The sequence below is a fragment of the Methanothrix thermoacetophila PT genome, assembly GCF_000014945.1.
Classification (GTDB): Archaea; Halobacteriota; Methanosarcinia; order Methanotrichales; family Methanotrichaceae; genus Methanothrix_B; species Methanothrix_B thermoacetophila.
The window spans coordinates 1,429,239-1,454,741 of record NC_008553.1 but is presented as its reverse complement, the minus strand read 5'-3'; the positions used below and the strand labels follow the sequence as shown (position 1 = coordinate 1,454,741).

Annotated in this window: 30 protein-coding genes; 15 read left to right on the top strand and 15 right to left on the bottom strand. The window is 54.9% G+C overall.

The features are described 5' to 3' along the window. Positions 1-123 precede the first annotated feature (123 nt). The 4 genes from MTHE_RS07050 to MTHE_RS07035 all read left to right on the top strand — a co-directional run bounded on the left by MTHE_RS07050 (position 124) and on the right by MTHE_RS07035 (position 2,831). Complete coding sequence (locus tag MTHE_RS07050; protein ID WP_011696519.1) at positions 124-840, top strand: diphthine--ammonia ligase; 717 nt, start codon at positions 124-126, stop codon at positions 838-840. Between the two features lie 11 nt (positions 841-851). Next, positions 852-1,394 (top strand): glutamine amidotransferase-related protein, encoded by a 543-nt coding sequence (locus MTHE_RS07045; protein ID WP_011696518.1) that lies wholly within the window; start codon positions 852-854, stop codon positions 1,392-1,394. A gap of 100 nt (positions 1,395-1,494) precedes the next feature. Beyond that, positions 1,495-2,046: a hypothetical protein gene (locus MTHE_RS07040; RefSeq protein ID WP_011696517.1), complete on the top strand. Its 552-nt coding sequence runs from the start codon at positions 1,495-1,497 to the stop codon at positions 2,044-2,046. 164 nt (positions 2,047-2,210) lie between these two features. Further along, positions 2,211-2,831, top strand: a complete 621-nt coding sequence (locus tag MTHE_RS07035; RefSeq protein WP_011696516.1) for a hypothetical protein — start codon at positions 2,211-2,213, stop codon at positions 2,829-2,831. A gap of 12 nt (positions 2,832-2,843) precedes the next feature. Here the strand turns inward: MTHE_RS07035 and MTHE_RS07030 are convergent, their stop codons facing one another. Next, positions 2,844-3,272 carry a hypothetical protein gene (locus tag MTHE_RS07030; RefSeq protein WP_011696515.1) on the bottom strand — a complete coding sequence of 143 codons (429 nt, stop codon included), beginning with the start codon at positions 3,270-3,272 and terminating at the stop codon, positions 2,844-2,846. Positions 3,273-3,674: 402 nt separating this feature from the next. Between MTHE_RS07030 and MTHE_RS07025 the strand changes: the two genes are divergently transcribed. After that, positions 3,675-4,919 carry an anion transporter gene (locus tag MTHE_RS07025; protein ID WP_011696514.1) on the top strand — a complete coding sequence of 415 codons (1,245 nt, stop codon included), beginning with the start codon at positions 3,675-3,677 and terminating at the stop codon, positions 4,917-4,919. A gap of 19 nt (positions 4,920-4,938) precedes the next feature. Here the strand turns inward: MTHE_RS07025 and MTHE_RS07020 are convergent, their stop codons facing one another. The 5 genes from MTHE_RS07020 to MTHE_RS07000 all read right to left on the bottom strand — a co-directional run bounded on the left by MTHE_RS07020 (position 4,939) and on the right by MTHE_RS07000 (position 7,475). Then, on the bottom strand, positions 4,939-5,211 hold the full coding sequence (locus tag MTHE_RS07020) for a pro-sigmaK processing inhibitor BofA family protein (RefSeq protein ID WP_232840840.1): 273 nt from the start codon (positions 5,209-5,211) through the stop codon (positions 4,939-4,941). A 69-nt stretch (positions 5,212-5,280) separates the two neighbouring features. Further along, complete coding sequence (locus tag MTHE_RS07015; RefSeq protein WP_011696512.1) at positions 5,281-5,973, bottom strand: MBL fold metallo-hydrolase; 693 nt, start codon at positions 5,971-5,973, stop codon at positions 5,281-5,283. A gap of 152 nt (positions 5,974-6,125) precedes the next feature. Beyond that, entirely contained in the window at positions 6,126-6,653 is a 528-nt protein-coding gene (locus tag MTHE_RS07010; protein ID WP_011696511.1) for a hypothetical protein, read from the bottom strand. Between the two features lie 5 nt (positions 6,654-6,658). Beyond that, positions 6,659-7,087 carry a GNAT family N-acetyltransferase gene (locus tag MTHE_RS07005; protein ID WP_011696510.1) on the bottom strand — a complete coding sequence of 143 codons (429 nt, stop codon included), beginning with the start codon at positions 7,085-7,087 and terminating at the stop codon, positions 6,659-6,661. 4 nt (positions 7,088-7,091) lie between these two features. Continuing rightward, on the bottom strand, positions 7,092-7,475 hold the full coding sequence (locus MTHE_RS07000; RefSeq protein WP_011696509.1) for a DUF2111 domain-containing protein: 384 nt from the start codon (positions 7,473-7,475) through the stop codon (positions 7,092-7,094). Positions 7,476-8,057: 582 nt separating this feature from the next. Here MTHE_RS07000 and cooS point away from each other — a divergent pair. The 7 genes from cooS (at position 8,058) to MTHE_RS06965 (ending at position 15,668) form a co-directional block, all read left to right on the top strand. Further along, a complete protein-coding gene (cooS, locus tag MTHE_RS06995) occupies positions 8,058-9,929 on the top strand; it encodes an anaerobic carbon-monoxide dehydrogenase catalytic subunit (RefSeq protein WP_011696508.1) in 1,872 nt (623 codons plus the stop codon). Between the two features lie 2 nt (positions 9,930-9,931). Beyond that, entirely contained in the window at positions 9,932-10,438 is a 507-nt protein-coding gene (locus MTHE_RS06990; protein WP_011696507.1) for a 4Fe-4S dicluster domain-containing protein, read from the top strand. Between the two features lie 4 nt (positions 10,439-10,442). Continuing rightward, positions 10,443-12,431, top strand: a complete 1,989-nt coding sequence (fdhF, locus tag MTHE_RS06985; RefSeq protein ID WP_011696506.1) for a formate dehydrogenase subunit alpha — start codon at positions 10,443-10,445, stop codon at positions 12,429-12,431. Further along, positions 12,431-12,874, top strand: a complete 444-nt coding sequence (locus MTHE_RS06980) for a 4Fe-4S binding protein (RefSeq protein ID WP_011696505.1) — start codon at positions 12,431-12,433, stop codon at positions 12,872-12,874. The genes fdhF and MTHE_RS06980 overlap by 1 nt, the downstream gene beginning before the upstream one ends. Then, positions 12,871-13,251, top strand: a complete 381-nt coding sequence (locus tag MTHE_RS06975; protein WP_011696504.1) for a 4Fe-4S ferredoxin, iron-sulfur-binding — start codon at positions 12,871-12,873, stop codon at positions 13,249-13,251. The genes MTHE_RS06980 and MTHE_RS06975 overlap by 4 nt, the downstream gene beginning before the upstream one ends. A gap of 124 nt (positions 13,252-13,375) precedes the next feature. Then, a complete protein-coding gene (locus tag MTHE_RS06970; RefSeq protein WP_175265902.1) occupies positions 13,376-13,516 on the top strand; it encodes a hypothetical protein in 141 nt (46 codons plus the stop codon). Positions 13,517-13,757: 241 nt separating this feature from the next. Then, entirely contained in the window at positions 13,758-15,668 is a 1,911-nt protein-coding gene (locus tag MTHE_RS06965) for a SpoIIE family protein phosphatase (RefSeq protein ID WP_011696503.1), read from the top strand. A 257-nt stretch (positions 15,669-15,925) separates the two neighbouring features. Here MTHE_RS06965 and MTHE_RS06960 read toward each other — a convergent pair whose 3' ends face one another. The 6 genes from MTHE_RS06960 to artA all read right to left on the bottom strand — a co-directional run bounded on the left by MTHE_RS06960 (position 15,926) and on the right by artA (position 20,207). Continuing rightward, complete coding sequence (locus MTHE_RS06960) at positions 15,926-16,534, bottom strand: hypothetical protein (protein ID WP_011696502.1); 609 nt, start codon at positions 16,532-16,534, stop codon at positions 15,926-15,928. A gap of 54 nt (positions 16,535-16,588) precedes the next feature. After that, positions 16,589-17,704 carry a fructose-1,6-bisphosphate aldolase/phosphatase gene (fbp, locus tag MTHE_RS06955; RefSeq protein ID WP_011696501.1) on the bottom strand — a complete coding sequence of 372 codons (1,116 nt, stop codon included), beginning with the start codon at positions 17,702-17,704 and terminating at the stop codon, positions 16,589-16,591. A 214-nt stretch (positions 17,705-17,918) separates the two neighbouring features. Then, positions 17,919-18,245 (bottom strand): dihydroneopterin aldolase family protein, encoded by a 327-nt coding sequence (locus MTHE_RS06950; protein ID WP_011696500.1) that lies wholly within the window; start codon positions 18,243-18,245, stop codon positions 17,919-17,921. Further along, positions 18,224-18,865 (bottom strand): CDP-diacylglycerol--serine O-phosphatidyltransferase, encoded by a 642-nt coding sequence (pssA, locus tag MTHE_RS06945; protein ID WP_011696499.1) that lies wholly within the window; start codon positions 18,863-18,865, stop codon positions 18,224-18,226. The genes MTHE_RS06950 and pssA overlap by 22 nt, the downstream gene beginning before the upstream one ends. Further along, positions 18,862-19,449, bottom strand: a complete 588-nt coding sequence (locus MTHE_RS06940; protein WP_011696498.1) for a phosphatidylserine decarboxylase — start codon at positions 19,447-19,449, stop codon at positions 18,862-18,864. The genes pssA and MTHE_RS06940 overlap by 4 nt, the downstream gene beginning before the upstream one ends. Next, entirely contained in the window at positions 19,446-20,207 is a 762-nt protein-coding gene (gene artA, locus MTHE_RS06935) for an archaeosortase A (protein ID WP_175265900.1), read from the bottom strand. The genes MTHE_RS06940 and artA overlap by 4 nt, the downstream gene beginning before the upstream one ends. A 110-nt stretch (positions 20,208-20,317) precedes the next feature. Here artA and MTHE_RS09265 point away from each other — a divergent pair, with 110 nt between their 5' ends. From MTHE_RS09265 to MTHE_RS06920, 3 genes are all read left to right on the top strand, one after another. Next, a complete protein-coding gene (locus MTHE_RS09265; RefSeq protein WP_175265899.1) occupies positions 20,318-21,130 on the top strand; it encodes a S8 family peptidase in 813 nt (270 codons plus the stop codon). Positions 21,131-21,134: 4 nt separating this feature from the next. Further along, positions 21,135-23,627: a S8 family serine peptidase gene (locus tag MTHE_RS06925; RefSeq protein ID WP_217417052.1), complete on the top strand. Its 2,493-nt coding sequence runs from the start codon at positions 21,135-21,137 to the stop codon at positions 23,625-23,627. 138 nt (positions 23,628-23,765) lie between these two features. Next, complete coding sequence (locus MTHE_RS06920) at positions 23,766-24,026, top strand: Fic family protein (RefSeq protein ID WP_175265897.1); 261 nt, start codon at positions 23,766-23,768, stop codon at positions 24,024-24,026. Positions 24,027-24,490: 464 nt separating this feature from the next. Here MTHE_RS06920 and MTHE_RS06915 read toward each other — a convergent pair whose 3' ends face one another. The 3 genes from MTHE_RS06915 to MTHE_RS06905 are packed head-to-tail and all read right to left on the bottom strand — an operon-like array spanning position 24,491 to position 25,503. Beyond that, positions 24,491-24,640, bottom strand: coding sequence for a 30S ribosomal protein S27ae (locus tag MTHE_RS06915; RefSeq protein WP_011696495.1), 150 nt, complete (start codon positions 24,638-24,640; stop codon positions 24,491-24,493). Further along, entirely contained in the window at positions 24,641-24,940 is a 300-nt protein-coding gene (locus MTHE_RS06910; protein ID WP_011696494.1) for a 30S ribosomal protein S24e, read from the bottom strand. It abuts the gene before it with no gap. A gap of 26 nt (positions 24,941-24,966) precedes the next feature. Beyond that, the gene (locus MTHE_RS06905) at positions 24,967-25,503 is read right to left on the bottom strand and encodes a GTP-dependent dephospho-CoA kinase family protein (RefSeq protein ID WP_011696493.1); all 537 of its coding nucleotides are present in this window, start codon (positions 25,501-25,503) and stop codon (positions 24,967-24,969) included.

Sequence of the window (25,503 nt, the reverse complement as noted above, 5' to 3'; positions counted from 1 at the left end):
TGGCCACAGCTCTTATCTGGAAAGGTCCCGCTCATCGTCAGTAAGAGATTTGTGAGACAAGTTCCATGCCAGATATCATACTGGATGCGGTGGTCTGTACCGAAGATGCAGCACGGATGAGATATGTCTGATATGAAACTCGGAGTTCTATTCAGCGGCGGCAAGGATTCTGTTTTCGCCTGCTACAGGGCCATGGAACATGAGGACGTACGGTGTCTGATCACCCTGATATCTGAGAATGAAGAGAGCTACATGTTCCACACCCCGAACATAGGGCTCGCGGATCTTGTGGCATCCGCCATTGGCGTTGATATCCTCAAGTGGCGAACACCGGGCGTGGAGGAGATGGAGCTGGAGGATTTGAGAGATGCGATCATCGAGGCGCGCAGGCTTTATGGCATCGAGGGGATAGTGACAGGCGCGATCGAGTCCGTCTACCAGTCATCAAGAATCCAGAGGATCTGCAGCAGCCTTGATCTCTGGTGCTTCAACCCCCTCTGGCAGCTAGATCAAATCGAGTATCTGAGGATGCTGAGAGCGTACGGCTTCAGGGTCATTGTGACAGGTGTCTTCGCGTACCCCCTTGATGAGAGCTTTCTGGGAGCGGAGATTGATGATGGGATGATAGCAAAGCTTCAGGGTCTTCAAAAAAGGTATGGAATAAGTCCCTCTGGGGAGGGTGGCGAGCTAGAGACGCTGGTGCTGGACGGGCCTATCTTCAGGAGGCGTCTTGAGATTCTCCGCGCTGCAAGCCACTTCAGCGGGAATCGGGGTAGATACGTGATCGAGTCAGCGAGGCTCGTGGAGAAGCCGGGGCATCTGAACAATGGCAATGCGTAGATGGTGATACGGTGATTCTTGTCCTTGACATGTGCTATCGCGCGGGCTCGCTCTCAAGATACGAGTTCGTCGACCCTGTTGCAGCAGCGCTTCGCAGAGCTGGCGCAGAGATCGATGTTCTGCATTACAGTGAGCTCGATGACCCGCATGGTTACGATAAGATCGTACTCTGCGGCACAGCTCTCAAAGACAGGCGCTGTTTTGATGATGCAGATCAGCTCTCCTGGATACGGGAATGCAAACTCCCGATGCTGGGAATATCGACTGGAGCAGCTCTCATATGCTCCATTTTGGGTGGAAGCGTGCTGCCGTATATCCACATCGGCATGGGAGACGTGAAGATCATCGCTGAGACGCCGCTGCTCGGAGAGCCGCGGACGATACCTGTGTTCCACCTCCACGCCTTTCGTCTGGTGCTTCCATCCGAATTGAGAGCCATAGAGGAGAACTGTGAGGCTTTTGTGGGACGCGATCGCCCTGTCTACGGTATTTTATTCAGCCCAGAGGTCAGAAACTGCTGGATCCTCGAGAGGTTTGTGAAGTGTCACCTGTGAGCAGCATGAATCTTCACGTCTGATCTTTCCGAAGTCCAGTACGCCGAGATCTGACATACCAGCCGGAAATGCTTTTATAAAATTTGACAATGTAACAATCATGAGAAAACTTGCCGTGATCGTGGTCCTGATTGTGGCTATTTGTGCAGCAACGGATGCCGCAGGCGCCACGCCGTACTTCAAGGTCGTTGACGCTCCTGATGTGAGCATGAGTCCGAACACCACCATAACTCTTCCGATAACGATACAGAACCTTGGAGGTGACGGTGCCTATGCCAGACTGGTATTCAGAGGCTTGCCTGAGGGTGTATCAGTATCGAATGTGACGAGAGCCAGATGGGTCTATCCTGGTGGTAGGATGACGTTCAACGTGAATCTATCAGCAGGAGATATCTCTCCCGCGAATCATACGATAGAGGTCGGTATCGCTGCGAAGGGCTCCCCTCCGAACTACAGGAGCTTCCATCTGATCGTCGAGAACGTGACGGAGGAGACTGGGATTGCTGTGAATGCGACCGAACTGGCAGGAGAACATCCCGAAACGAGTAACGTGAGTGAGAGCGCTAAGAGACAGATTCCAGCAGCAGGTGTGCTATTGTCGATGCTCGCGATGGCAGCGGCCCGCATCAGAAGAGCCGGAAGGCTGCGGTGATGAGTCGATGCGCGACACACTGGCCGGACCTGTCTGAATAAGGATTGGGTGTTTTCGACTGCTGAAGGCTGTAAGGTCCAGATTTCCGACATCAGCACCCATCCGGACAGCTCCCACCGGCCGTGAGCAAAATTCTTCTACGATGAGCAACATCTCGCAGGCAGATGTGCAGAGATGCGCTGCTTCTGGTCTGCATGCTCTTCCTCATGATCTCAGGATCGTTGGCATGGGCGCACATCTCATACGGAACCGCTGAGGCTCAGGACGCGTCGCTCCATCCTGCAATTCATGGATTCAGGACCGAGGATATGGTAGGGGTGTTCTCGATCGAGAAGAGGATAGTCCTCGCGAGCGGCGATCCGTCGGGCGGTGTGGCGGAGGGCATCGACTCTCAATTTGATGCCAGGCTCGGGCCCTATCTGCTGAATCTCACGATCGAGCCCCGCGTGATGAATGCAAGCCTGGATACTCTTAACATATCGCTCACGCTCTCCGAGATCGGAGCATCTCCCCCGCTGATAAAGCTCGTCAGCCCCTCCGGAGGGATGTCGGCTGAGGTGCAGCTGAACCAGACATCAACCGCTGACAGCACCGGCGGAGTCGTCTACCGGGGTGATATCAGGATACCGGCGGATGCGGAGCCTGGTAGGTGGCGGATATCATGGCTGAGAGCGTGTGATTCGCAGGGCCACAGCATTCTTCTCGGCGAGGATGAGCTGAATGCAAGGGGCTTTCCCACATTTATCGATGTGAGGAGCAGAGGCATGAGCCCGCTGCAGGGCTGAGCCGAGAGCGGTTCAGCGCATCGATCTGCGCTTGGATAGCAGCAGAAAATCCTCATCCAGAGATATGCTCACCCCGCGCATCTCGAGCTCGGAGATGAGGGCGTCGAGTATATCCTCCATGGGGTTCCTCCTTCTGACCGCCACTCCTCTCCAGGCCTCGAAGAAGCCGGTGACCATGTTCTCGCCGAACTCCATCTCGGGATGCCTCACGACTAGCTCCTCCTCCAGCGGCACACCAAGCTCTTCCGCACTCCTCTCCAGGAGCTCCAGGCAGTCTGCAATGCCCATGCGGCAGAATATGTGCGCATCGCTCGCCTCCAGCATCCAGCGCCTGCCATCAGCCTCCATCTCACATGAGATCTCGACAGCATCCATCGCAGAGATGATCGGCTCGAGCGCCCTTGCAGCCAGCGCAGCGATGCGATCCGAGATATCCTCCATAGCAGCTCACAACGATATCTTTTTTTTTTGGGTATATATTTTTGTGATGCCGACCTTCTGCGAGAGGATTCTGCAGATGGATCTGTCCGAATAAGAGCTGAATTCATGAATCTGTGGCGTGCTGCTTTTGAATGGGAGGAGATACTCAATCCTTACGCTCATATATGGGTAGCAACTTGTAGGGCATGCGATGTGGTTGGTGACGACCTCATTCATTCGCCACGCATAGCATGACCACAGCTCCTTCTGGCAAGTCATCAAATGGATAAGATCGCAGTCCTTATTCGGACAGGTTCGCGGATCGAGCTCCAACACGCCTCTGCTTGGAGCAGAAGATTTATATCATAGAGTACAGTGGAGCAGTTTCAGTCCACGAATTCGATGGATTGGGATGACCCACAGTTGATCTCAACGCTGATTCTTCTTCTGGTTCTCGTGCTCATAGCGTTCAGGCAGGTCGGCGGGATCAGGCTTAAGATATGGCAGATAATGACAGGCGGAGCTATTGCTGCTGTCGCGCTCGGCGAGATATCCCCCGTGGATGCCATAAGATCGATCAACGCAGATGTAATGATCTTTCTCGCGGGCATGTTCGTGGTCGGGGAGGCGATGCGCCAGAGCGGCTATCTATTCTACCTCACGAACAGGCTCTTCGGAAGAGCTGACAGCACAGATGAGCTTCTCATAATGCTGCTATTTGGGATGGGCATGCTCTCTGCGTTTCTCATGAACGACACCATAGCGATAATAGGCACCCCTGTGGTGCTTTACCTCTCCAGGCTTCACAGAGTGGCGCCCGCCCTCATGCTCCTCTCGCTGGCGTTCGCCGTGACAATAGGAAGCGCGATGAGCCCGATCGGCAACCCGCAGAACCTGCTCATAGCGATCGACGGTGGGCTGGATAATCCCTTCGCGGACTTCTTCGGCAATCTGTTCATACCTACATGCATCAACCTCTTCATAGTCTATCTCCTGATGAAGGCCTTTTACAGGAATGAGTTCAGGAGGCTGGATCAAATACACGTGAGTTGTTCGCTCAGCGATGAGAATCTCGCACGAGTGTGCAGGATCTCCCTCGCCACGATAGTGGTTCTCATACTCCTGAAGATAGTGGCCGTGATGTTGGGCGCAGGGGAATCGTTCAGGCTGACGTACATTGCGGTGGCAGCAGCTCTCCCTGTCATCACCCTGAGCAACCGGAGGTGGGAGATGCTCAGGGGCATTGACTGGGAGACGCTGATATTCTTCGCATCGATGTTTGTTCTTATGGAGGCTGTGTGGAGATCGGGCTTCATCCAGGAGTCTCTGAGTCTGGAGAGCGATGGCATCGCCTCCGTATCCATGGTTCTCGGGCTGAGCGTCACACTGAGCCAGCTGGTCTCAAACGTGCCCTTTGTCGCCCTGTACCTGCCAGTGCTCGATCAGATCGGGGCGACTGCCCAGACGATGGTTGCGCTGGCAGCTGGAAGTACTATCGCAGGCAACCTCTCGGTACTTGGAGCTGCGAGCAATGTCATAATAATTCAGAACGCAGAGAAGGATGGAGCCACGATAACATTCCTTGAGTTCGTGAAGGCGGGGATCCCTCTCACAGCAGCGAACCTGGCCGTGTACTGGCTCTTCCTGGAGATCTGGCCTGCTCTGTGAAACCGGTACGGAAAGACTCTCAGAACGCCCATCCCATGATATGAAGCGCTATCACCATCAGGGCGCCGAGCGCTCCGCCGAATGCGCATATCAGGACAACAGGCCAGCTGTATCCTATGCCGAGACCCGCAGCTGCATTTGCGAGGTACAGGACGAAGAGGCCTATCAGGGCATTGACCACAAAGGTCCTGAGAGACTTCAGGATCACGAAGAGACCAATCAGGACCGCGATCAGAAGCAGAAGCATGCCGAGCTCGATCACATAATCATCTCCACGTGCAGATGTTCTCACTCATCGGTCTTAACCATTTTGAGCAGAACGGATAATGACATGCTCCATCCATGCGAGTCGCTCCGCCTGCTAGACGCTGCGAGACTGCCCGTATCTTTTGAGGTACGACTCGATGTACCTTCTCGCATTCTCCCCCTTGTAGACGCCAGCATGCCCCTCGCAGAGCACATCGATATTCAGCGAGAGGATCTTCTCCATCGACTCTTTCCATTTCGCCAGGTCCGAGCCCCATCGTGGAGAAAACGGCCCGTGGATGTCCTGCCCGAATAGAACCCTGCCATCATCTGTGTCGATGAAGGGTGATATGGATCCCGGAGTATGGCCTGGCGTGTGGATCATGTGGAAATCTACGTCTCCGATGCGGATCATCTCATGCTCACCCCTGAGGGATATGTCGACTTTCGTCGGTGTGTATTTAACGCCGTAAAGATCTGCAGCGGTGAGATCATCATGCACCTCCTCTATGCCCTTCCTGTCCAGCTCGTGCGCAATGACCTTCGGACCGTAAAGATTCACAATCGGCGCTATACCCCCGATGTGATCGATGTGGCAGTGTGTCGCTATTATGTACTTTATCCAGTGCGGCTCGTATCCTGCGGACTGGACGTTTCTCAGGATGTTATCAACACTCCTTCCCAGGCCTGCATCGATGAGAGCGAGATCGGCACCACAGTCGACGAGATAGACGCAACAGTCATCGCCGCCTGTGATGCCAGGGCCTCCAACCGCATAAACCCTGTCGCACACGTTCTTGTATCGCATGTCAGGATCTTATGGGAGGGGGTACTTAATCAGAACGGATGATGGGGCAGAAGACACTTAGCAGAGGCGCTCCGCAGATGTGAGTTGGGGCTGGCATAATCGAGCATCATCGAATCGGCGCTCGATGCTGCAGGGCTGCATGCCCATGATCTTTACAGTAGACGTATCGATCTGAATAGATCGATGCTGCGGTTGCCCCATATCGTTGACCGTGCCACGATTATTTCGCGCCCCCAACCATCGTCGCCGTCAGGGCTGAAACATATCAGGCGCATCTTTGGGTAGTACAGATCCGTCGCATTTATTAAAACTCCATTATGCCCAGCCACATCAAAATCCACATGCTCCGTGCTCCACCCCAGGGGGATAAGATGCTCGGCGAACAAGAGCATCCTCTCCACGCTCACATTTATCGCTTCATCCAGCCTGTGAAGCTCCAGGATGACATCATTCGCATGCCCGATGGTGGTTGTGTGGACCGTGCAGTTGATCTGCTCTGGCCAATGCGTCTCCTTTATCGCCTCGTGAGTTACAACATACGGATCCGGCACGCAGCTCATGTCGATGTATATACCCACCTGTCCGAGTGTGATCGTCTCTGCGCCCGCATCGCACCAGAGCGTGCACAAAATCATGCATACGAAAAACAGACATGCATCTCGCATATCGTTCGATCGCATACCACTCATATCTCCTTCCAGAGCCTGACTGCATCCTTACCGTAACCGTAGTAGTTCCTGAGCACCTCACCTTCGACATAGCCAGATCTGTGATAGAGCTCCAGCGCAGCCCTGTTTGAGGTATCGGCCTCAAGCCTGAACCGCCTCGCACCGGCTGCCCGCATCTCCCTCTCGATGGCATCTAGCAGCGCTGATCCCACTCCTCTTCGTCTGTGATCCGGATGCACATCGAGCGTATATATCACGCCTGTTCTTCCGGAGAGATACCCTATCACAAATCCCATGATCTCGTCATCGCAGGCCACAAGGGCTGTCGCATTTCTCAAAAGAAATGAGAAGAGACCTCTTGTGAACAGGACCTCCTCTGGAAAGCAGAGCCTCTCGATCTCCACGATCCTGTCGAGATCCTCAATGCAAGCTCTGCGGATCCGCATGTGTTCAGGGCTTCCTGTGCTCCGAAACCTGTCTCACGACATCCACGTATGCTCCGAAGATCTCGGGGATATCGATTGTGCCAACGACATCGACCACGCCGACGGCAGCGAGAACACGATCTTTGAGCCTGATCGGCGCGACTGATACCGGAACCCCCTTGAAGGCACCGCTTGACGGTATCGTTCTCATTGCTCTTCCAGATCTGAGAACGTCCTCGAGGACAGGGCCTGTGTAGTCGTCATCGACCACCTTTCCCCTCTCCACTCTCACCCCCCTGGCTCCGGCGCTTCTCATTGTGACCGGGAGGTTGAGTATCTCGTTTATGGCGATTGCAATGGGTGCCAGCTCCTCAGCACCTGAGTTTTCTGAAATCTCTATCCTGGGCATAAAAATTTCTATTGTGCTGCATGAAGATAAGCGTTGCTTTATGGCAGGGAGACTTATGCTAATAAGCGAAAAGTAATTGTGATAAACAAGAGCTGTAAGGTTTTTGTCTCTCGTTGCTGTGTTGGATATGTCATGAAAATCGGTATACAGATTCCTGGAACGTGTGGAGAATAGATCGGAATTGATATCATAAGACGTAATTTTAAAAAGTTATCAACACAGCAGCTCCCGTCTATTGGTCGGACATGTTCTGGCAGGTATCTCATCTGGAGACTGCGAGAACAGCAGAGCGGCGCCAGCCAGCAGCGTAATAGTATGCTGGCGGCGCACGCTGTCAACTTCTATCATAAAATTGTTAAGTACCCATATGTTTATATGTCATACAATGGCATGCTATGCATACGCACACACTTCACAAATCTGCATTCGGGGCAGGTATAAGCAGATCTGTGATCGAAGGTGTCTCAAAACAGCACCAGTAATCGACTGCGATAGGATGATCCTCTCTTGCCTTCGGCTGGATCTGCATGCGGCCTGTTGCGGCTGGCTATTTGAGACATGCTCATTAAAGGGGGGCCAGAAATGGCGAACAAAACTGCAACGGAAAGCATCGATCCGGCCACCACGAAGATGCTGCTCGAGGCACGCAGGGCTGGGCTGGAGACTGTTTGGGATCGTTTCAATAAACAGCAACCGCAGTGTGGATTCGGACAGCTCGGCATTTGCTGCCGCAACTGCAACATGGGTCCATGCAGAATAGATCCCTTTGGGGATGGACCTGATAAGGGCGTATGTGGCGCGACAGCTGACATCATTGTTGCGCGCAACCTCCTGAGGATGATAGCTGCAGGCGCAGCAGCACATGCTGACCATGCAAGGGATGCAGTCATAGTGTTCAAAGAGGCATTAGAGGGAAGGGCAAGGAGTTATCAGATCAGGGATGAGGCGAAGCTCAGAGAGCTTGCAGCCGAGTACAACATCTCGAGCTGGGGGGAGCAGGGAGGTGCAGCGGATCTAGCAAACGCCCTTCTCTCAGACTTCGGAAGGCAGGAGGGATATGTGACGCTCACCCGCAGAGCCCCGGAGAAGCGCCGGAAGATCTGGGAGAGTCTGGGGATAAGCCCGAGAGGCATCGACAGGGAGATCGTGGAGTGCATGCACCGCACCCATATGGGTGTGGACAACGACCCGCTTCACATCCTGCAGCATGGGCTGAGAACCAGCATCGCCGACGGCTGGGGCTCGTCGATGATTGCGACAGAGGTGCAGGATATTCTCTTTGGAACGCCATCTCCCAGGAGATCAGAGGCGAACCTGGGAGTGCTGAAGGAGGATGAAGTTAACATAATCGTCCACGGCCACGAGCCCATCCTCTCGGAGATGATTGTTGAAGCTGCATCAGATCCGGAGATGATCAAGCTCGCAAAGAGTGTCGGAGCTAACGGAATCAACGTCGCTGGGATATGCTGCACCGGAAATGAGGTGCTGATGCGCCATGGAATTCCAGTTGCAGGAAACTTCCTCCAGCAGGAGCTCGCTGTAATCACGGGCGCTGTTGAGGCGATGGTGGTTGATGTGCAGTGCATCATGCCGTCGCTAGGCGGCCTCGCCGCGTGCTATCACACGAAGTTCATCTCGACCTCTCCAAAGGCAGAGTTCCCCGGGGCGCTCAGGATGGAGTTCAGCGAGGAGAGGGCAGCAGAGATCGCAAGGGAGATCGTGAGAACCGCGGTCGAGAACTACCCGAAGCGGGACAGGGGCAGAGTTCTCATACCGAGGGAGAGGAGCGAGTGCATGGTTGGGTTCAGCGTCGAGGCCATCCTGAAGGCGCTCGGCGGAACACCGCAGCCGCTGATAGATGCGATAGTAAACGGATCCATAAAGGGCATCGCGGCGGTCGTCGGGTGCAACAACCCAAAGGTTCCGCACGACCATGGTCACGTCAACCTCGTCAGGGAGCTGATCAGGAACAACGTGCTCGTAGTAACCACAGGATGCAACGCGATCGCCTGCGCAAAAGCAGGTCTGCTCAGGCCTGCGGCTGCAAAGGAGGCCGGAGACGGTCTCAGAGGTGTCTGCGAGTCCCTCGGCGTCCCGCCGGTTTTGCACATGGGCTCATGCGTTGACATAAGCAGAATTCTTGTAGTGGCAGCAGCGATCGCAAACAAGCTTGGCGTGGACATAAGCGATCTTCCAGTGGCAGGCGCGGCTCCAGAGTGGATGAGCGAGAAGGCGGTTAGCATCGGGGCATATGTTGTTGCATCCGGAGTGTTTACAGTGCTGGGCACGGTTCCGCCTGTTCTCGGAAGCCCTGTGGTTACGAGAATCCTGACGAAGGACCTCGGCGATGCTGTTGGGGCGACGTTTGCAGTAGAGCCGGATCCGTTCAAGGCATCCAAACTCATTATAGAACACATTGAGAGCAAGAGAAGGGCGCTGGGTCTGAAGGTGTGACCATGAAGGAGATACTTGTTCGCCCGGAGAGATGCATGGGCTGCCGCTCCTGCGAGATAGCATGCGCTGTTGAGCACTCCCAGAGCAGGGATCTCTTCAGAGCGTTGTCAGAGATGCCGCAGAAGCGTCTCTTCGTGGAGCACGTTCCAGAGTACTCTCTCGCGGTGCCCATACTCTGCAGACACTGCGAGGATGCGCCGTGCGTTGCGGTTTGCCCCACTGGAGCTCTGACGCAGGACGCGATCTCTGGAGTCGTGAGGCACAACAAGGATATCTGCATCGGTTGCTGGACGTGCGCCTCTGTCTGCACTTACGGAGTGATTGGCAGGGACAGAAGGGCTCGTGTTGCTATAAAATGCGACAGGTGCCCGGACCTGGAGGTACCTGCCTGCGTCAGCGCATGTCCCACACGCGCCCTGATCTACGGGGATGTTGAAGAGATCTCGAGCTCGAAGAGGGCAGAATCCGCTCTGAAGGTCGCGCGGGGTGTGGCTGTCAGCAGTCGGTGATGAAATGAGCGGCAGGACACCCACAGTCTGCCCCTACTGCGCTGTGGGCTGCGGGTTTTACATAACCCGGAACGGCATGGAGTACATGCCCGACCACCCTGTCAATGAGGGGGCTCTCTGCGCGAAGGGTAATGCAGCCCTTGATATCCTGAATCACGTGGAGAGGCTGCGGTATCCGATGATGAGGGTCGGAAAGGACTGGATAAGAGTATCCTGGGACGAGGCGCTTGACAGAGTGGCAGAGGAGATGGAGAAGGTTCTGCGGGAGAGAGGGCCGAAGGCCCTTGCATTCCTAGGATCCGCAAAATGCACCAACGAGGAGAACTATATTTTCCAGAAGATCGCGCGACTGATGGGGACGAACAACATCGATAACTGCGCAAGACGCTGCCACTCGCCGACGATCATCGCGCTGCGCGAGATGCTCGGAACCCCCGCGATGACCAATCCAATATCAGATCTAGCGCTCTCTGATTGCATTCTGGTGATCGGATCGAACCTGGCTGAGAACCATCCTGTGGTAGCCAGGTGGATCCTGAGAGCGAAGGACAGGGGCGCGGTTGTGATCGTAGCAGATCCGAGGGTGACACCAACCTCCTGGCTCGCAGATCTCCACATGCAGCTCAACCCTGGCACAGATATCGCGCTCATCAACGGCATGATCAACGTAATACTAAGAGAGGGGCTGGAGAAAAGGGCATTCATAAATGAGAGAACCATTGGATTCGAGAATCTCGATCTCAGAGATTACACCCCTGAGAGGGTATCCGCGATAACAGGCCTGAGTGCTGGAGATATCATCAGAGCCGCGAGGCTATATGCGAGATCTCCTGCATCTTCAATAGTTTACTGCATGGGCATCACACAGCACACATGCGGAACAGATAATGTGGCTGCATGCGCGAACCTCGCCCTCGTCTGCGGACAGATTGGAAGACCTGGCGCCGGTATATTTCCGCTGAGGGGGCAGAACAACGTCCAGGGAGCGTGCGACATGGGGGCTCTGGCGGATTTCTATCCCGGATGGAGATCTGTGGAAGATTCCAGGGCGATCGATGATCTCAGGCGTTTATGGAATGCGAGATCCCTTCCGATGGGGCGCGGACTTACCGCTGATCTGATGCCAGACGCGGATCTCAAGTTCCTCTACGTGATGGGCGAGGATATCGTGAACTCAGATCCCACTGTATCCCGGAGGAGGTTGAAGAGAGGTTTCATGGTCGTGCAGGACATATTCATGACCGACACCGCAAAGCTTGCGGATCTTGTGCTGCCAGCGACTGCATGGGCGGAGAAGGAAGGCACAATCACATCAACAGAGCGGAGGGTCCAGTGGATATATCGAGCAGGAGAGCCTCCCGGGGAAGCGAGGATGGATCTGTGGATTCTATCAGAGGTGGCGGCACGCATCGGATTCGATCTCGCATCCGAACCGGATGAGGTTCTGGCGGAGATAAACCAGGCGGTTCCAGCATACCGCGGCATCAGCAGGAGCAATGCAGGAGCTCGTGGCGGGATCATCTGGCCGTGCCCGCATAAGGATCATCCCGGGACTCCTCTGCTTCACAGGGAGAGGTTCTCCACTCCGGATGGAAAAGCGAGAATCATTCCAGTCCATCACCCAGCGCTTGAGCGCACATCCACAGAGTACCCGTTGATCCTTATCACAGGGCGTGTGGCTCTCCACTACAACTCAGGATCGATGACCATGAGAAGTGAAGGGCTTGTGAAACGAGAGCCGGAGATTCACATCGATGTGAATCCAGATGACGCTATGCGTTTCGGATTAGCTGATGGTGATGCCGTCATGGTCGAGACTAGATGGGGCAGAGCAAGGGCGCGAGCACAGATCACTCAAGGACAGAAGCGCGGGACACTGTTCATGCCATTCCACTTCCCGGAGACGAACCTGATCGCATCAGAGCTTCTCGACAGGAAAGCTATGATGCCCGAGCTCAAGGTCGCCGCGTGCAGGATCAGGAGGTGTGATTGATGGCGAAGATATACCTGGACCCTGAGAGGTGTATCGGATGCCGCTCATGTGAGGTCGCGTGCGAGAGGGAGCACGGGCATCCACGCATATCTGTGGGCATCGTGGGCGATCTGGCAGCTGTGCCTGTGTACTGCCATCAGTGCGATACCTCTCCATGCACCGCTGTCTGCTACACCGGCTCACTGAGGCTGGATGGCGATATGGTTGCATTCGATCAGGATCTCTGCACACGCTGTGGACTGTGCGTAGTTGCATGCCCCTTTGGGGCGATAGAGCTTCGTTCAATGATACAGAGATGCGATCTCTGTATTGAGAAGGAGACGCCGATCTGTGTCATGACATGTCCGGCGGAGGCTCTTCGGCTTGGTGATGTAGATGTGGTCTCCAGATCCACCAGAAGGAGGGCTGCGGGCGCTCTGGCGGCCAGGCTGGTGAGGATATGAAGATAGATGAGAAAAAATGTATTGGCTGCCGCGCGTGCTCGGCGATATCGAGCAGCATATCCATATCAGAGGATGCAGAGATGCGCAGCATAACGTTTCATCCACATGAGGACTTGACAGACAGGCTGATCGAGACATGCCCGACAGGTGCGATATCCTCTGCTCTCACAACTGAGAGCATCACGCTCGCGTTCAGGATGAAGCGATGCAGCATCTGCGGAGAACCATTCGCCACGGAGAGGGAGATCGAGCATGTTGCAGCTCTCATGCCCGCGAGGTTCCAGAAGAGCTGGCTGGATCTGTGCCCTAACTGCCGCAGGGATGGGCAGCGCAGATCGCATGCCCGGCAATGCATCCTGGTAAGAGGAAGAAGGTGAGCAGGAGGGGGCGACAATCGCTGGTGGTTTCCGCCCCTATACATATGATAACCTGCCCGCAGATACGCTGGTTCTGCGATGCACGCCCAGCAACGAGCGCTTCCGACAGCCTGTCTCTCCAAAGGTGGGGCCGATACAGGAGCAGCTTGGCGATATAAACAGCACCGCAGTAAACTACTCCTCGGGCGCAACAGACCAGGAGCTTATCGTCTCTTCCAAGGCCATGCAGTACGAGGAGTTTTTCAGGAGGATCGCGGAGAGCTGACAACACAATAGCGCCTGGCTCCGCTCTTCTGTATTCAGCGACTTATCTCCTTCCATAACCGGCGGTTTTATCGGATGGTGTGTATGCCTTCAGCGCCTCAGTAGTGCGCACCTGATTTGCTAACAGAGTAAATTCTTCACGCTGCCAAGCACCAGGCTTGAAAAATGGTTTATAGGAAATGAATTACAGAAATTGCAAACTGCGTTCATGCTGTACAGCATAAAATAAACTGTGAACTATTATGATGAGACCGCCCATATCTTCGACTCTGATCGTGATCATGGTGATTGCAGCAGTGGTACCTGCCGCAATTATGGGGCTGCTCTTCAATACAGAGGTCAGCAGAATGGTGGGGCCGATACAGGAGCAGCTTGGCGATATAAACAGCACCGCAGTAAACTACTCCTCGGGCGCAACAGACCAGGAGCTTATCGTCTCTTCCAAGGCCATGCAGTACGAGGAGTTTTTCAGGAGGATCGCGGAGAGCAATCAGTTCGTGGCAGACTATGCTGCTTCCGGTTTCTCTGATATCGATCGAGTGGCAGATCCGAACAGCCCCCTCTCACAGACCCTAGCTAGGGCGATAAAGAGGAACAGCGCGATCGAGCGAATATACCTGGCGACCGCTGATGGAAGAATAGCTTCATGGCCGGAGACAGATGGAATCAGGAATTATGCCATAAACGCATCCGAACTCAGATCACTGGGATGGTACAATGCGGCACAGGCTGCCGGCGGAACTGTATGGATTCCCGGAGACGAGATGCACATGATGTGCGCAACGCCTGCATACTGGAATATCACACTCTACTGCGTTGCTGCATCAGAGGTATCTCTGTCAGATCTCTACTCAGATCTATCGATGCTCAGAGGCAGCGGCTATCCATTCATAGTGAACAGAAGTGGCGATGTGGTGATGATTCCCAAGGTCCGGAGGGGTGATGCCCCATGGGACAATCTGCTCCTCTCCGGAAACCTCTACAAATCCAACATCTCTGCATTAGCGGAGCTCGGCGATCGTATATCAAAGGGTAAGAGCGGCTCGGATTATCTCATGATAGATGGCCGGGGCTGGTTTGTGGTTTATTCGCCCGTGAAGAGTGTTGGGTGGACAGTCGTTGTTGCGTACCCATCCGAGCGGATGATGGTTCCCCTAAGCATCGTGGAGAGAAGCGCGAACGCTCTCAGTCAGAGAGCCGTGGAACTCCTGCGCAGCAGCACAGCGGCAATGTTCTCAAAAGGACTGTTACTGATAATCATCTCTGGTGTGGCATTCGGATTGATAGGAATAATGATCCGCAGGCAGCTCAGGAGATCTGCAGGCTGCATATCTGATGCACTGCAGCGCATCGGCGGGGGTGAGCTGGAGAGGCGCGTGCCTGTGGAGTGCGATATCGAGGGGATTGTGCAATCCATTGAGTCTATGCGCCAGTCTCTCAGAACGCTCCTCGAGGGGGCCAAAGCGGAGAGTTATGCAAGGGGATCACAGGAGTGCAAGAGCTCTGTATTAAAATCATTTGACACGTATCTGACTGCCGGTACTCTTCCTCTCATCGAGGGATATGATCTCAGCATTCGCCAGATATCGAGAGGAAGCACGTTCCACGACGTTCTGGAGATCCAGCACGGAAAGGTCGCTCTGTGCATGGGTAGAGCAAATGGGGAGGAGATGGAGTCTGCCGTCCTCGCTGCCATCGCCAGAGCGGTTATAAGAGCGCTTCCATCTCAGCACCCGGATGAGGTGATAAAGCGCGCGAACAGCATACTGGCAAAGAGCTCATCATCCCCCATCTCCTGCTTCTACGCGGTCCTCGATCACGGGCAGGGGGAGCTGGTGTACTCAAATGCAGGCCACGCTCCGCCGTTTGTGGTGAGCCGGGATGGATCCGTGGATACCCTCTGCGGCGATGGGATACCCATGACGATCAGGGACGATCTCAAACTCGGGTATGAGCGCCGACCCATTTCGAAGGGAGATGTCCTTGTGATCTACTCTGAGGGCATGATAGAGGCGCAGGGCTTCGACCTGGAGCGTCTGATAGGTGTGGCTCGCGGCTCCAGAACAAAGAGTGCATCAGAGATAGCGGACGATATAGAAAGGGCGGTCCCGAAGGGGGATGGCATGGCGGTCATGGTGATGAAATCAGTTTGATGCGTCCGGCGCACACCACCTCTGCAACCTGCGCCCGACATCGCTCTGGCAGAATCATTCAGCTATTCGAGCCCACGACCTCATAATGAGGAGCGCTCATATGTGCGTAGCAACGTGTAGGGCATGCGATCTGGTTGGTGATAGCACTCATTCAATCGATACGAATGCATAGCATGACCACACCTCCTTCCGGCAAGTCATCAAATGGATAAGAGCGACGAGGAGACATCGCCCACCAGTAACCGCTGCGGCGACCCTCAGCAGAAGCGGTCTCCATCGATCTTGTCATCTTCTCTTCTGAGCTGGGACCTGTTCGCGGGCGGAGCTGTCGCTTCAGCTGAGCCGCGCTCTCTGTCAAGCTCCTCCTGTATCGCATCCATCAGCTCCCTCTTCACTTCCTCATCGGTCTCCAGCATCGCAACAGCAGACATCATGCTCTCCAGGGCTGCATGTGCCCTGCTCAGATCCATGCTCTTGCTCTCGAAGGCGATGCCCTCCCTGTAGAGGGCGTCTATCTGATCCGGAGGCAGGTTCAGGGCAGTTGCAGCGCTTATGGCCCTTCCGTACATCTCCATCGATATGTAGTACTCGAGACCGCTGCGCAGCAGCCGTTCCGCCTCCTCAGGGGATCCCGCGCTCTTCGTGATCTGAGCGGCCCAGAGGTAGTCCCCAGCATCCACCAGAATATCGACAGCCCTCTGGATCATGCCATGCTCCCTGCAGAGCACTACAGCGTATTCGATCTCGTTCGCCCTCAGCAAGAGGTCTATCGCAGGTTCCACAAGTTCAGCCGGGAGGCTTCTCAGGTTCTCTATGACATACTCAAGCCTCTGCTCAGGCCCCATCTCATCAAATCTCTCTCTCATCTGCATCTCCTGAATAAAACAGCTCCTGGGGGGAGCTGTTGATAATGCTTGACTTCACTCAGCAGGCTCGAACCTCTCCGCGAGCCTCTTCAGCACATGCGGGAGGGTCGTGTACTCCATGTCCTCAAGCGGCAGCCTGTGGGGCTCGAACGGCCCGTGCGCCCTCATGTAGTCCGTGATCTCCAGCACCCTCATCCGGGTGAGATCGAATGCGACATCTGCGAAGAGGTCCACAGGCCCTATGAGAAGTCCGTTGCAGAGCTGGAATCCAGCTGCGATCACCCTCGGCGGGCCGTCGAATCTTGTGGGATGAGCATCCTCGAAGGCGCATGGCATCAGCGGGCCGTTGTGTGAGCCGCGCATCCATCCCGATACCAGATGGCCCAGGGCGAAGGGCTCGAGGACTTCTCCGAGCGCGGGAAGCCCTGATTGTGCCCTGACAAGAGCGACCGGGTCGTCCTTTCCGACGTACGTCCCCGCGGTCTGGTAAAGTTTCTCAGTGCTCACAACCGCGACAGGCTCCTCTGAGGGGAGCTTGCCTCCGGGCTTTGGGTACACCCTCTTTATCACATACCTGCTCTTCGCCCCGATGAGCGCCAGGATGTTGTACATCTCCTCGGGACATGACATGAATACCTTTTTGTGATCCAGAATGTCCCATATCTCGAAGATGAAGCCGTTGTGGAGTGACGGATCTATCACAAGACCTGCAGTGTTGAAGGGATCTGCAAACATTCTGAAGATTGGAAGGTTAAACGCCCCAGGCTCGGTCTTGTCCATCATGAACGCGACCAGCGGCTCGGCGTCGCGCTCTGTGAACTGCATCTCAGCGACACCAGGCCCCATCCCGCGGATGTTGCCGGAGAACGCATCGCAGAGTAGATCCTGCCCCGCGCCGTAGAGCTTCAGGCTCTTCGCCTCTGCGGTCGCCTTCTCGAACGTCTCCCAGGCTATCGCATGGATCTCAGCCTCATCGGTTCCGAGCCTGTGTGTCATCAGAAGCTCGAGATCGTCGCCGCATGCCATGACCTTGAAGTCGATAAGTGTGCCCGCGGATTTCGCCTCAGACAGAACCTCCTCAGCCTTGTCGATCAGCGCTGGATGCACAGAGGCGTGCCCGGGCCATCCGCCCACGTCTGCCTTGATAAGGCTTACAGTTACCTTGCTCATGATCAGCACCAATGCTACAAAGGGAAGTGGACATAAAAAAGTAATCCATACGGCCGCGGCAGTACCAGCGTGTTGGAGAGCATGCTGCAAAGCAGATATGGCTTCAAGCAGGCTCTAGATGGGCAGCCGCATCACCGAGATGGGCGGTGATGCCATAATGGGAGTGACCACAACATATTGATCTCCTTTCCAGAGGCAAACAGCAATGCATCAGTTACTCCAGATGCATCATCGGGTAATCCTTTTCGGGATCGTACTCAAGAACGGCCCTCACGCGTGCTCCTTCATACGCAATCTCAACCGCTGCCCTTATCATCTTGCCGGAGAGCTCTGAGTAGCCGAAGACGTTCCCACTGAGCATGCTTCTGTCTATGCGCACGCTCACAGATTTCACATACGGCTGCAGGGATATCGATCGCTCGATGGCCCGCTCCAGCGAGTCCGCGGTCTTCACACTGACAGGCGTGCCGACGAACTGGTGGTAGAGAGCGCCCAGCTTTATCCCAGCCTCGAATGCCGCTATCTCCCTCGGCGTGTACACGGTATCACCACCGGCACTATCAGATAAAACGCCATTGATATCAGGATGACGATCGCTGAGGCCCTCATACCTGAAAGATGAAGCGCTGAAAGCGCGGCAGCTCCAACAATCATGCACACAAAAACAACCCTCGGGTCCCTCAGCTTTGGATACGGCAGGGTGCTCACCATGAGAGCCGAGAGAAGGATCATCAGACAGGAGGTGAAAATGAGCGAATCCAGAAGCATGCTGACGCCAAGCATCAGACCTGCAGCTGTTATGGGGAGCCCCTCGAAGTGCGCCCATTCCTTCGGGGAGATGTTGTATCTCGCGAGCCTGAGCATTCCGCAGAGCATGTACAGTGCGCTGAGCATCAGAAGGTACGGCTCTTTTAGAAGGAAGAACGTCATGAGAGCAGGAGCAACCCCAAACGAGACCACATCAGCGAGCGAATCCAGATGTGGGCCGAGCTCGCTCTGCTCGGATCTTCTCGCAACAATGCCGTCGGCACCATCAAAGAGCGCTGCTGCCATAAGCATGAGCACGGAGAGATCGCGGATCTGGAGATGAGCTAAAATCATGGCGCTGAACCCTGATATCGCGTTCATGAGGGAGAGAAGATCCTGTGCTTTGAGCCTCATTCCCTCAGCTCCGCTATCACGGTCTGGCCGGCGCGGACCCTGGATCCCTTTCGCGCGATGATCCTGTATCCCGGTGGGGCCGTGACTATCACTCCCGATCCGAATCTGATCATGCCTATCCTCTGGCCGCGCCTCAGCCTGTCGCCGGGTGATACCCAGCAGACCACTCTTCTGGCGGCCATTCCGGAGATCTGCTTCAGCGTGAAGCGCCCCATCTCGCTCTCGATCTCGATGATGCTGTGCGCGTTCTTGAGGGGGTGACGGAACGCGGGCGAGTGATCTCCGCCACGAAACTCGACGCTCCTGACCACTCCATCCAGGGGTGCTCTGTTAACGTGAACATCCATCGGCCCCATGAATATGTAAATGTGTTTTTCATCTGCCTCGACTATCCTCCCATCCGCCGGTGAGAGCATGCCTTCCCCCTCAGGAAACCTCTCAGGATCGCGGTGGAAGTGTATCATGAAAGCCGTTACGAACAAAAAGATCAGTGAAAGCGCGGTGCTGAACGGGTAGATCATAAGGGATGCTGCGAATGGTGTTACAACCCATGGCAGCGATCCCGGGGCGAGCCTTAAGCTCAAACCTCCGCCCTCCTCGATGCCCTGAGCTCGGCGAAGAGATCATCGATCAGCACTAGCAGCTCTGGGAGAATCGCAAAGACCATGTACGCTATGATGAGCAGCACCAGGGTTGAGCCCACCTTGGCGATAACGTTGTGCGCAAGATAGAAGCTCTCCTGGCCGAACCACTCCTCTCCGTACGCGAGGAGCACGAATGCGTTCCTCCCGATGTTGAGAATGTATATCGCCGCCGTGGAGAGCATGAGCGCGCCGAGCCTTCTTGCCCGGGGGGCTCTGACCGAGAGGATCACGCCTGCGAACAGCGCTATGCTCTCAATGGCGGTGCAGGCGAGCACGATCTCCACAGATCGGCCGTTGAGCGCCAGGAGATTCCAGCTCTCCATCGAGACCGGAACATTGAGACCGGCAAGCAGCCAGAATGTAAGAAGCGTCGTCCATCTTATCAGAAGCTCAGAGAGAGTCTGAACCTCTGCAAAAGGAAAGTAGAGAAGACCGCAGATGGCGGCTGCCATGCTGATCCATTCAGCTGTCTCTGACATTTCCCCAGACAGAATCCTCCAGCTGAAGGAGAACGAGACCGCAGCAGCTCCAATGACCACCATCACGTTGAAGTAATCCTTTATCGAGGTGTAGTGCCACGCCTCCATGAGCCAGTATACCCCGAGAAGCATCCATCCTGCACCGGATATCCCGGAGCGTCTTGTGGTTGAGGAGATAAGAAGCAGTATCAAGCTGAGCCAGAGAATGCCGCCTGTCATTGTTATGATCTTGAAGAGCAGGTTTATTTAGCATTATCTCTCAAGGGGTGTGAGGAGCGGGATGGTTCCAGACGCTCCCGAGCACGCCATCCCCGTACCCTGGAGGAGTTATGAGACGTGAGCATCTTGCGCTCGTTTTCGCTGCGGCCCTTCTGCTCTCATTGCAGTTTGCGCATACCGATAGCTCGAATATCGATCCAGCGGTTGAGAGGATGATGAGCAGTGATGAGCCAGTACCGGTGATAGTGCTCTTCAAAGAGGGATGCTCTCCCAATCTAGACGGCATTGATGTTCGGTACAGATACCATCTCATAAATGGGATCTCCGCGGTCTGCAAAAGTGATGAGATAAAAAGGCTCGCTGCCGATGATGGTGTTGAGGGGATCTACTTGGACGGAGATGTGAGCGTCACAGCCCCTGTTTCCTCACAGGATGCGGATTCGATATGCCCATCGGAGATGGTCGATGCAGAGAGGGTGTGGGCCGAGGGCATAGACGGCTCAGGAGTGATAGTGGCCATCATAGACTCGGGGATCGATAAGAACCATCCAGATCTCATCGGAAAGGTCATCGGCGAAAAGAACTTCGTGGAAGGAGAGGACACGACGGATGATCTTGTCGGGCACGGAACGCTCTGTGCGGGAATCATCGCCGGCTCCGGAAGGGCATCTGGGGGGAGATACAAAGGCATAGCACCTGGAGCGCAGCTGCTGAATGTCAGGGTAATAGGGAGCGATGGCAACGGAAAGGTCTCGGATATAATCGCAGGGATCGAGTGGTCTCTTGATAACAACGCCAAAGTTCTGAGCCTGAGCCTGGCAGGGCTTAACCTCGGCGAGACGAATCCGCCAGTTACGATGGCCGCTGATAAAGCGATGGATGCCGGAGCGGTGGTCTGTGTTGCAGCCGGAAACAACGGTTAAATTGATGGTTTTCTTTGTTCTGCTGCTCGCCCTCAGCGGATGCATTGACTCTCCGGGAGATGGCGTGAAGGTCATAACAGTGGGGGCCACAGATTGCAGGGGACATATTGCAGACTTCAGCGGATCCGGGCCCACGAGGGATGGAAGAACGAAGCCGGATATCGTCGCTCCTGGGGTCAACGTCATAGCATCAGCTCCTCTGGGGCGCAATGATCTCAAGTATGTTGATACCTACTACGCAAAATCTTCTGGAACCTCGCTATCAACGCCAGCTGTTGCAGGCGTTGCAGCGCTGCTCCTCCAGAAGGATCCATCGCTGAGCCCTGCTGGTGTGAAGGCAGCACTTTTGAAGGGAGCTGTCCGTCTGAACAACACGCTCGGAGAGGAGTACGAGCCATACTATCAGGGGGCCGGGCTCGTGAACGCCTATAACTCGTACAGACTTCTGAGCGACGATCTCTGCGGGGTCATGCCCGACCGCTGGATTGCGGGTAGATGGGCGTTCATGAGCGGTGGGAAGGCGGTCTCAGCAGGCCTCGACTCGGGCGCTGACAGGCCGCAGAAGAAGATATATGCGCTCGCGCCTGGCGACGAGGACTGGACCACCAGATTTGTGTTCTTCACAGATAAAGCGCGGGAGAACCTGAGTGTTGATGTGAGGGGAGATGTTGCGGGCTGGATAACGGTCATGGATCTGCCGGAATCCCTGTCCGGAAACAGCCATGCTGTATTCGGCGCGAGCATAAAGGTGCCGAACGGGACCGCACCTGGTGTTTACACCGGATCGATGGAGATCTGCGAGAAGGGCACCCCCATAGTCTCGGTGCCAGTGCGTGTTGAGGTCGCCACGCCTCTGATCATGGTCATGGGCAGCGCATCCGTGGCCGACGAGATCTCGCCTGGATCCTGGCGGTACTACTATCTTGATGTGCCTCTGGGAACACAGCAGATAAAAGGCAGGCTGATCTGGTCTGGAAGCTCGGAGATGGATCTATTCCTGCTGGCGCCGACGAGCGAGTACTACCATGAGGATTCATCCGGTGGCATGGAGGAGGCTGTTCTCACCAACCCCGCGTCCGGCAGATGGATCCTGGCGGTGCACCAGAGGAACGCGACCTCTTCGGAGAGATACCTGCTCAGGGTTGAGAGGTCTTTTGTGAGGGGCGAGCCGGCTGCATGGGATGCTGGCGCTGTGGCACCCGGCGGAGAGGTATCTGCGGGAATACAGCTGCTGAATGACGGATTACCACTCAGAAACATCAGCTACAGTGGAATCATGGAGAACAGCACATCGTTCAGCATAGAGGGTTACGTGAGCGAGAGGCTCTCCTGGACCGCGAAGTTCGATGTGCCTGATGATGTGCGGCGGCTCTCGCTCAGGCTGCTCTGGGATAACTCGGAGAGCGATCTCGATCTCAGGCTTTACTCGCCGGACGGGAGGCTTGCAGCTCGATCAGAGGGCTATGAGAGCACAGAGGAGATCCAGGTATATGATCCGCCCCCCGGCAGCTGGACTGTCGTTGTCATAGGCTACGATCTCTTTTCCGATAAACAGGATTTCAAGCTCGTAACAACGCTGCACACCAGAGAGCCCTGGGAATGGCTCGATGTTTCGGGCCCAAATGAGATTCAGTCGGGATCTGCTGGAGAGGTGAACATCACGCTCAAAGTGCCCAAGGACGCTCCGGCAAAAGAGGTTCGTGGTTATCTCGAGCTCCGGGGGGATAACAGCACCCTCGAGATACCTGTAATGGTAACGGTTGCAGGCGCATCTGTGAAGGGCGTGGATGGCATCGGCTTTGAAGATGATGATAATGATGGATTTATAGACACCCTCGTGATAAAGGTCGCGGTGAATGTTTCTGTTCCTGGTGTTTACAGAGCTGAAGGGGGGCTCTTTGACTGCTCAGGCAGGATGATCAAATGGATGAGCGGCTCCGCATGGATCCACGACACTGGCGTTATCGAGCTCAGAGCTGATGGGAGTGAGGTATGGAAGAGCGGTGGATGTGGTCCTCTCTCGTTCAGAGACATTCTTCTCTACGGAGAGGACGGCGATGTTTTAGATGAGCGCAACGAGACAGCGATCATCGATAAAAGCCCGTCCGAGTTCCAACCACCCAGGGCATACTTCAGCAGGAGATTTGCAGACATGAGCGAGCGCGCTGGAGGCAGGATAAGCAGCATAGTTATCGGTGTCGGGGTGACGGTCAACGTCCCCGGGACCTACACGATCACGGCCAGACTCAGGAACGATGATGGCGATGTGATAGGGGAGATCGCGAACACAGCTTCGCTGAGAAAGGGAAACAGCACCGTCGCCCTCAGGTTCAACCCGACGAAGTTCGTGATGCTCGGAGAGCGTTCGCGCCTCCATCTGACAGACCTCAAACTGATCTCAGGTGATGAGGTCTTGGACAGCATCGATGAGGCCTGGTCGAGCAGCCCGATGGACCCAGCAGATTTCACGAGCGAGAGAGCGATGGTCTCGATCTGATGCCCTGTGCATGTGATTCGCGAAGCCTGCTAAATCAACGAAGCGGGGAGGTTCATCAAGCATTTGTACTTGTTGAGGCTTGTTGAGCGATCAAGCGGCTGAAGGCTGGTCATGACCCGATACAAGATCACTGCGGAGATGATCATCGAGATTCACGACCTTCTAGGTCCTGATCTGGAGATCCAGGGAATCAGAGATAAAGGCACTCTCGATTACCTTGTGGAGAGGATCAACAAAGAGAGGGATGTCTTCAAGAGGGCAGCTTGGGCACTGTATTTGGCTGATCAGCATCCCTTTTGGGATGGACAGAAGAGGACGGCCTTCTATCTTGCTGACATGATCTTAAGGGCCGACGGGTCTACATACATGAAGAGCAAGATAAGATCATATCGGTGTTAACCAGAATCGCCAAGTACGAATGCACCAACAAAATCGAGAAGATAGAAGAATGGCTAAGAAAGAAAAGCCGCAGACACCCCACGTCCGAACAGCTACATCTTAGCTAGCCGCGCCATCAGGCCTTGGTTGTGATGGATGCTCTCACAGAGGTGATTGCGCATATCGCGTGGTAGCTTCCCATGATAGCTCTCCTCCGAAAGTATCCTAATGATCTCCTTTTCGCGGATATGCTTTTTCATGCTGTAATCACCTCTCCAGTCTTGGATTGCTTTTATTTTCTGTGACAATATAACATTTTCTGGTGCTCAGGTTGTGTACTTATCCTTGAAACCCGCATCCCTCAACCCAAACGTTATCTCCCATCGGAGCAAATGATTCTTGCAGAACCATTCAATGGTTTAAGTCCACGACCTGCGAATCCATGACCTTAAACGCATCCCTTTTTGGCACGTCTTTTTCTTGGATTACTTCTTAAACTCTGTGTAGCCGCACCTGCCACAGCTCATCCGGTCCTCGTGCTCCGCGAGGAAGACGCCATTCCCGCACCTCGGACAGATGGGCTTTCGGGCCTTTATCGTCTCGCCGCTGAGCTGATAATACTTGTGCACAGCCATCTAGCTGGCCTCCTTCTGCTCTGTGAAGACGTTTCTCTTCACTATATGCGGATTCTCCACCTGCCTCATGCGCTCCTCGCTTTCGTAGATCCTCGCATGGGCTATGCTCTCTCTCCTCCCGAACAGGCTGTTCATCTTTCTTACTACAACCAGTCCCGGCTTCGAGTCCTTGATGGCTGCAAGCCTCTCAACGACGCTCTTCCTTGTCGGCGTCGGACCCTCGCCGTGTATAACTTTAAGCACGATCTCCCGTCTCTTCAGCAGCGGATTTTCACGCTCGCTCACAATCTCTATATCCATAATCGGATCACCTTCTCACACATCTCTTAAACCTTTTCTTTAACGGTCATTCTTCTAAGAATGCCTTCTATCTCTCTCTTCTTCTCAGGTGTGACCATGACAAGAACGCTTCCCACAGATGGCTGCCCGTAAACGACAGCAGATCCAAGTGGCGCGTAGAGTATCGCAGGCAGGGCCGCAAGATCCTCCTCGCCATCAACTATGATCTCAGTGGGCGTGCATCCATTCAGCGACTCGCGGACCGCGTCCAGAAGTTCCTCCGTGAGGGTGCCGGCTGGATTCTCGACATTCACAACCCTGTAGCTCCCCTCGAGATGCCTGCGCTTGATGCTGTCCTCGACCGGAGACCTCTTGGTCTTGTGATCGACTATCATTAGGTCTGGTATGAAAGATGCCTTTAGGAGGTAGAACGTGGTTATATCCCCAACCGCGATCACCCTCTCCGCAGCTCTGAGATGATCAGACATCCTCTCTACGCACTCAACCCCATGACATCTGTAGAGGACGCCAAGCGGCTCCTTCAGCTCATCACGCAGTTCCTCAGGAAGTACAAGAACTCTCAA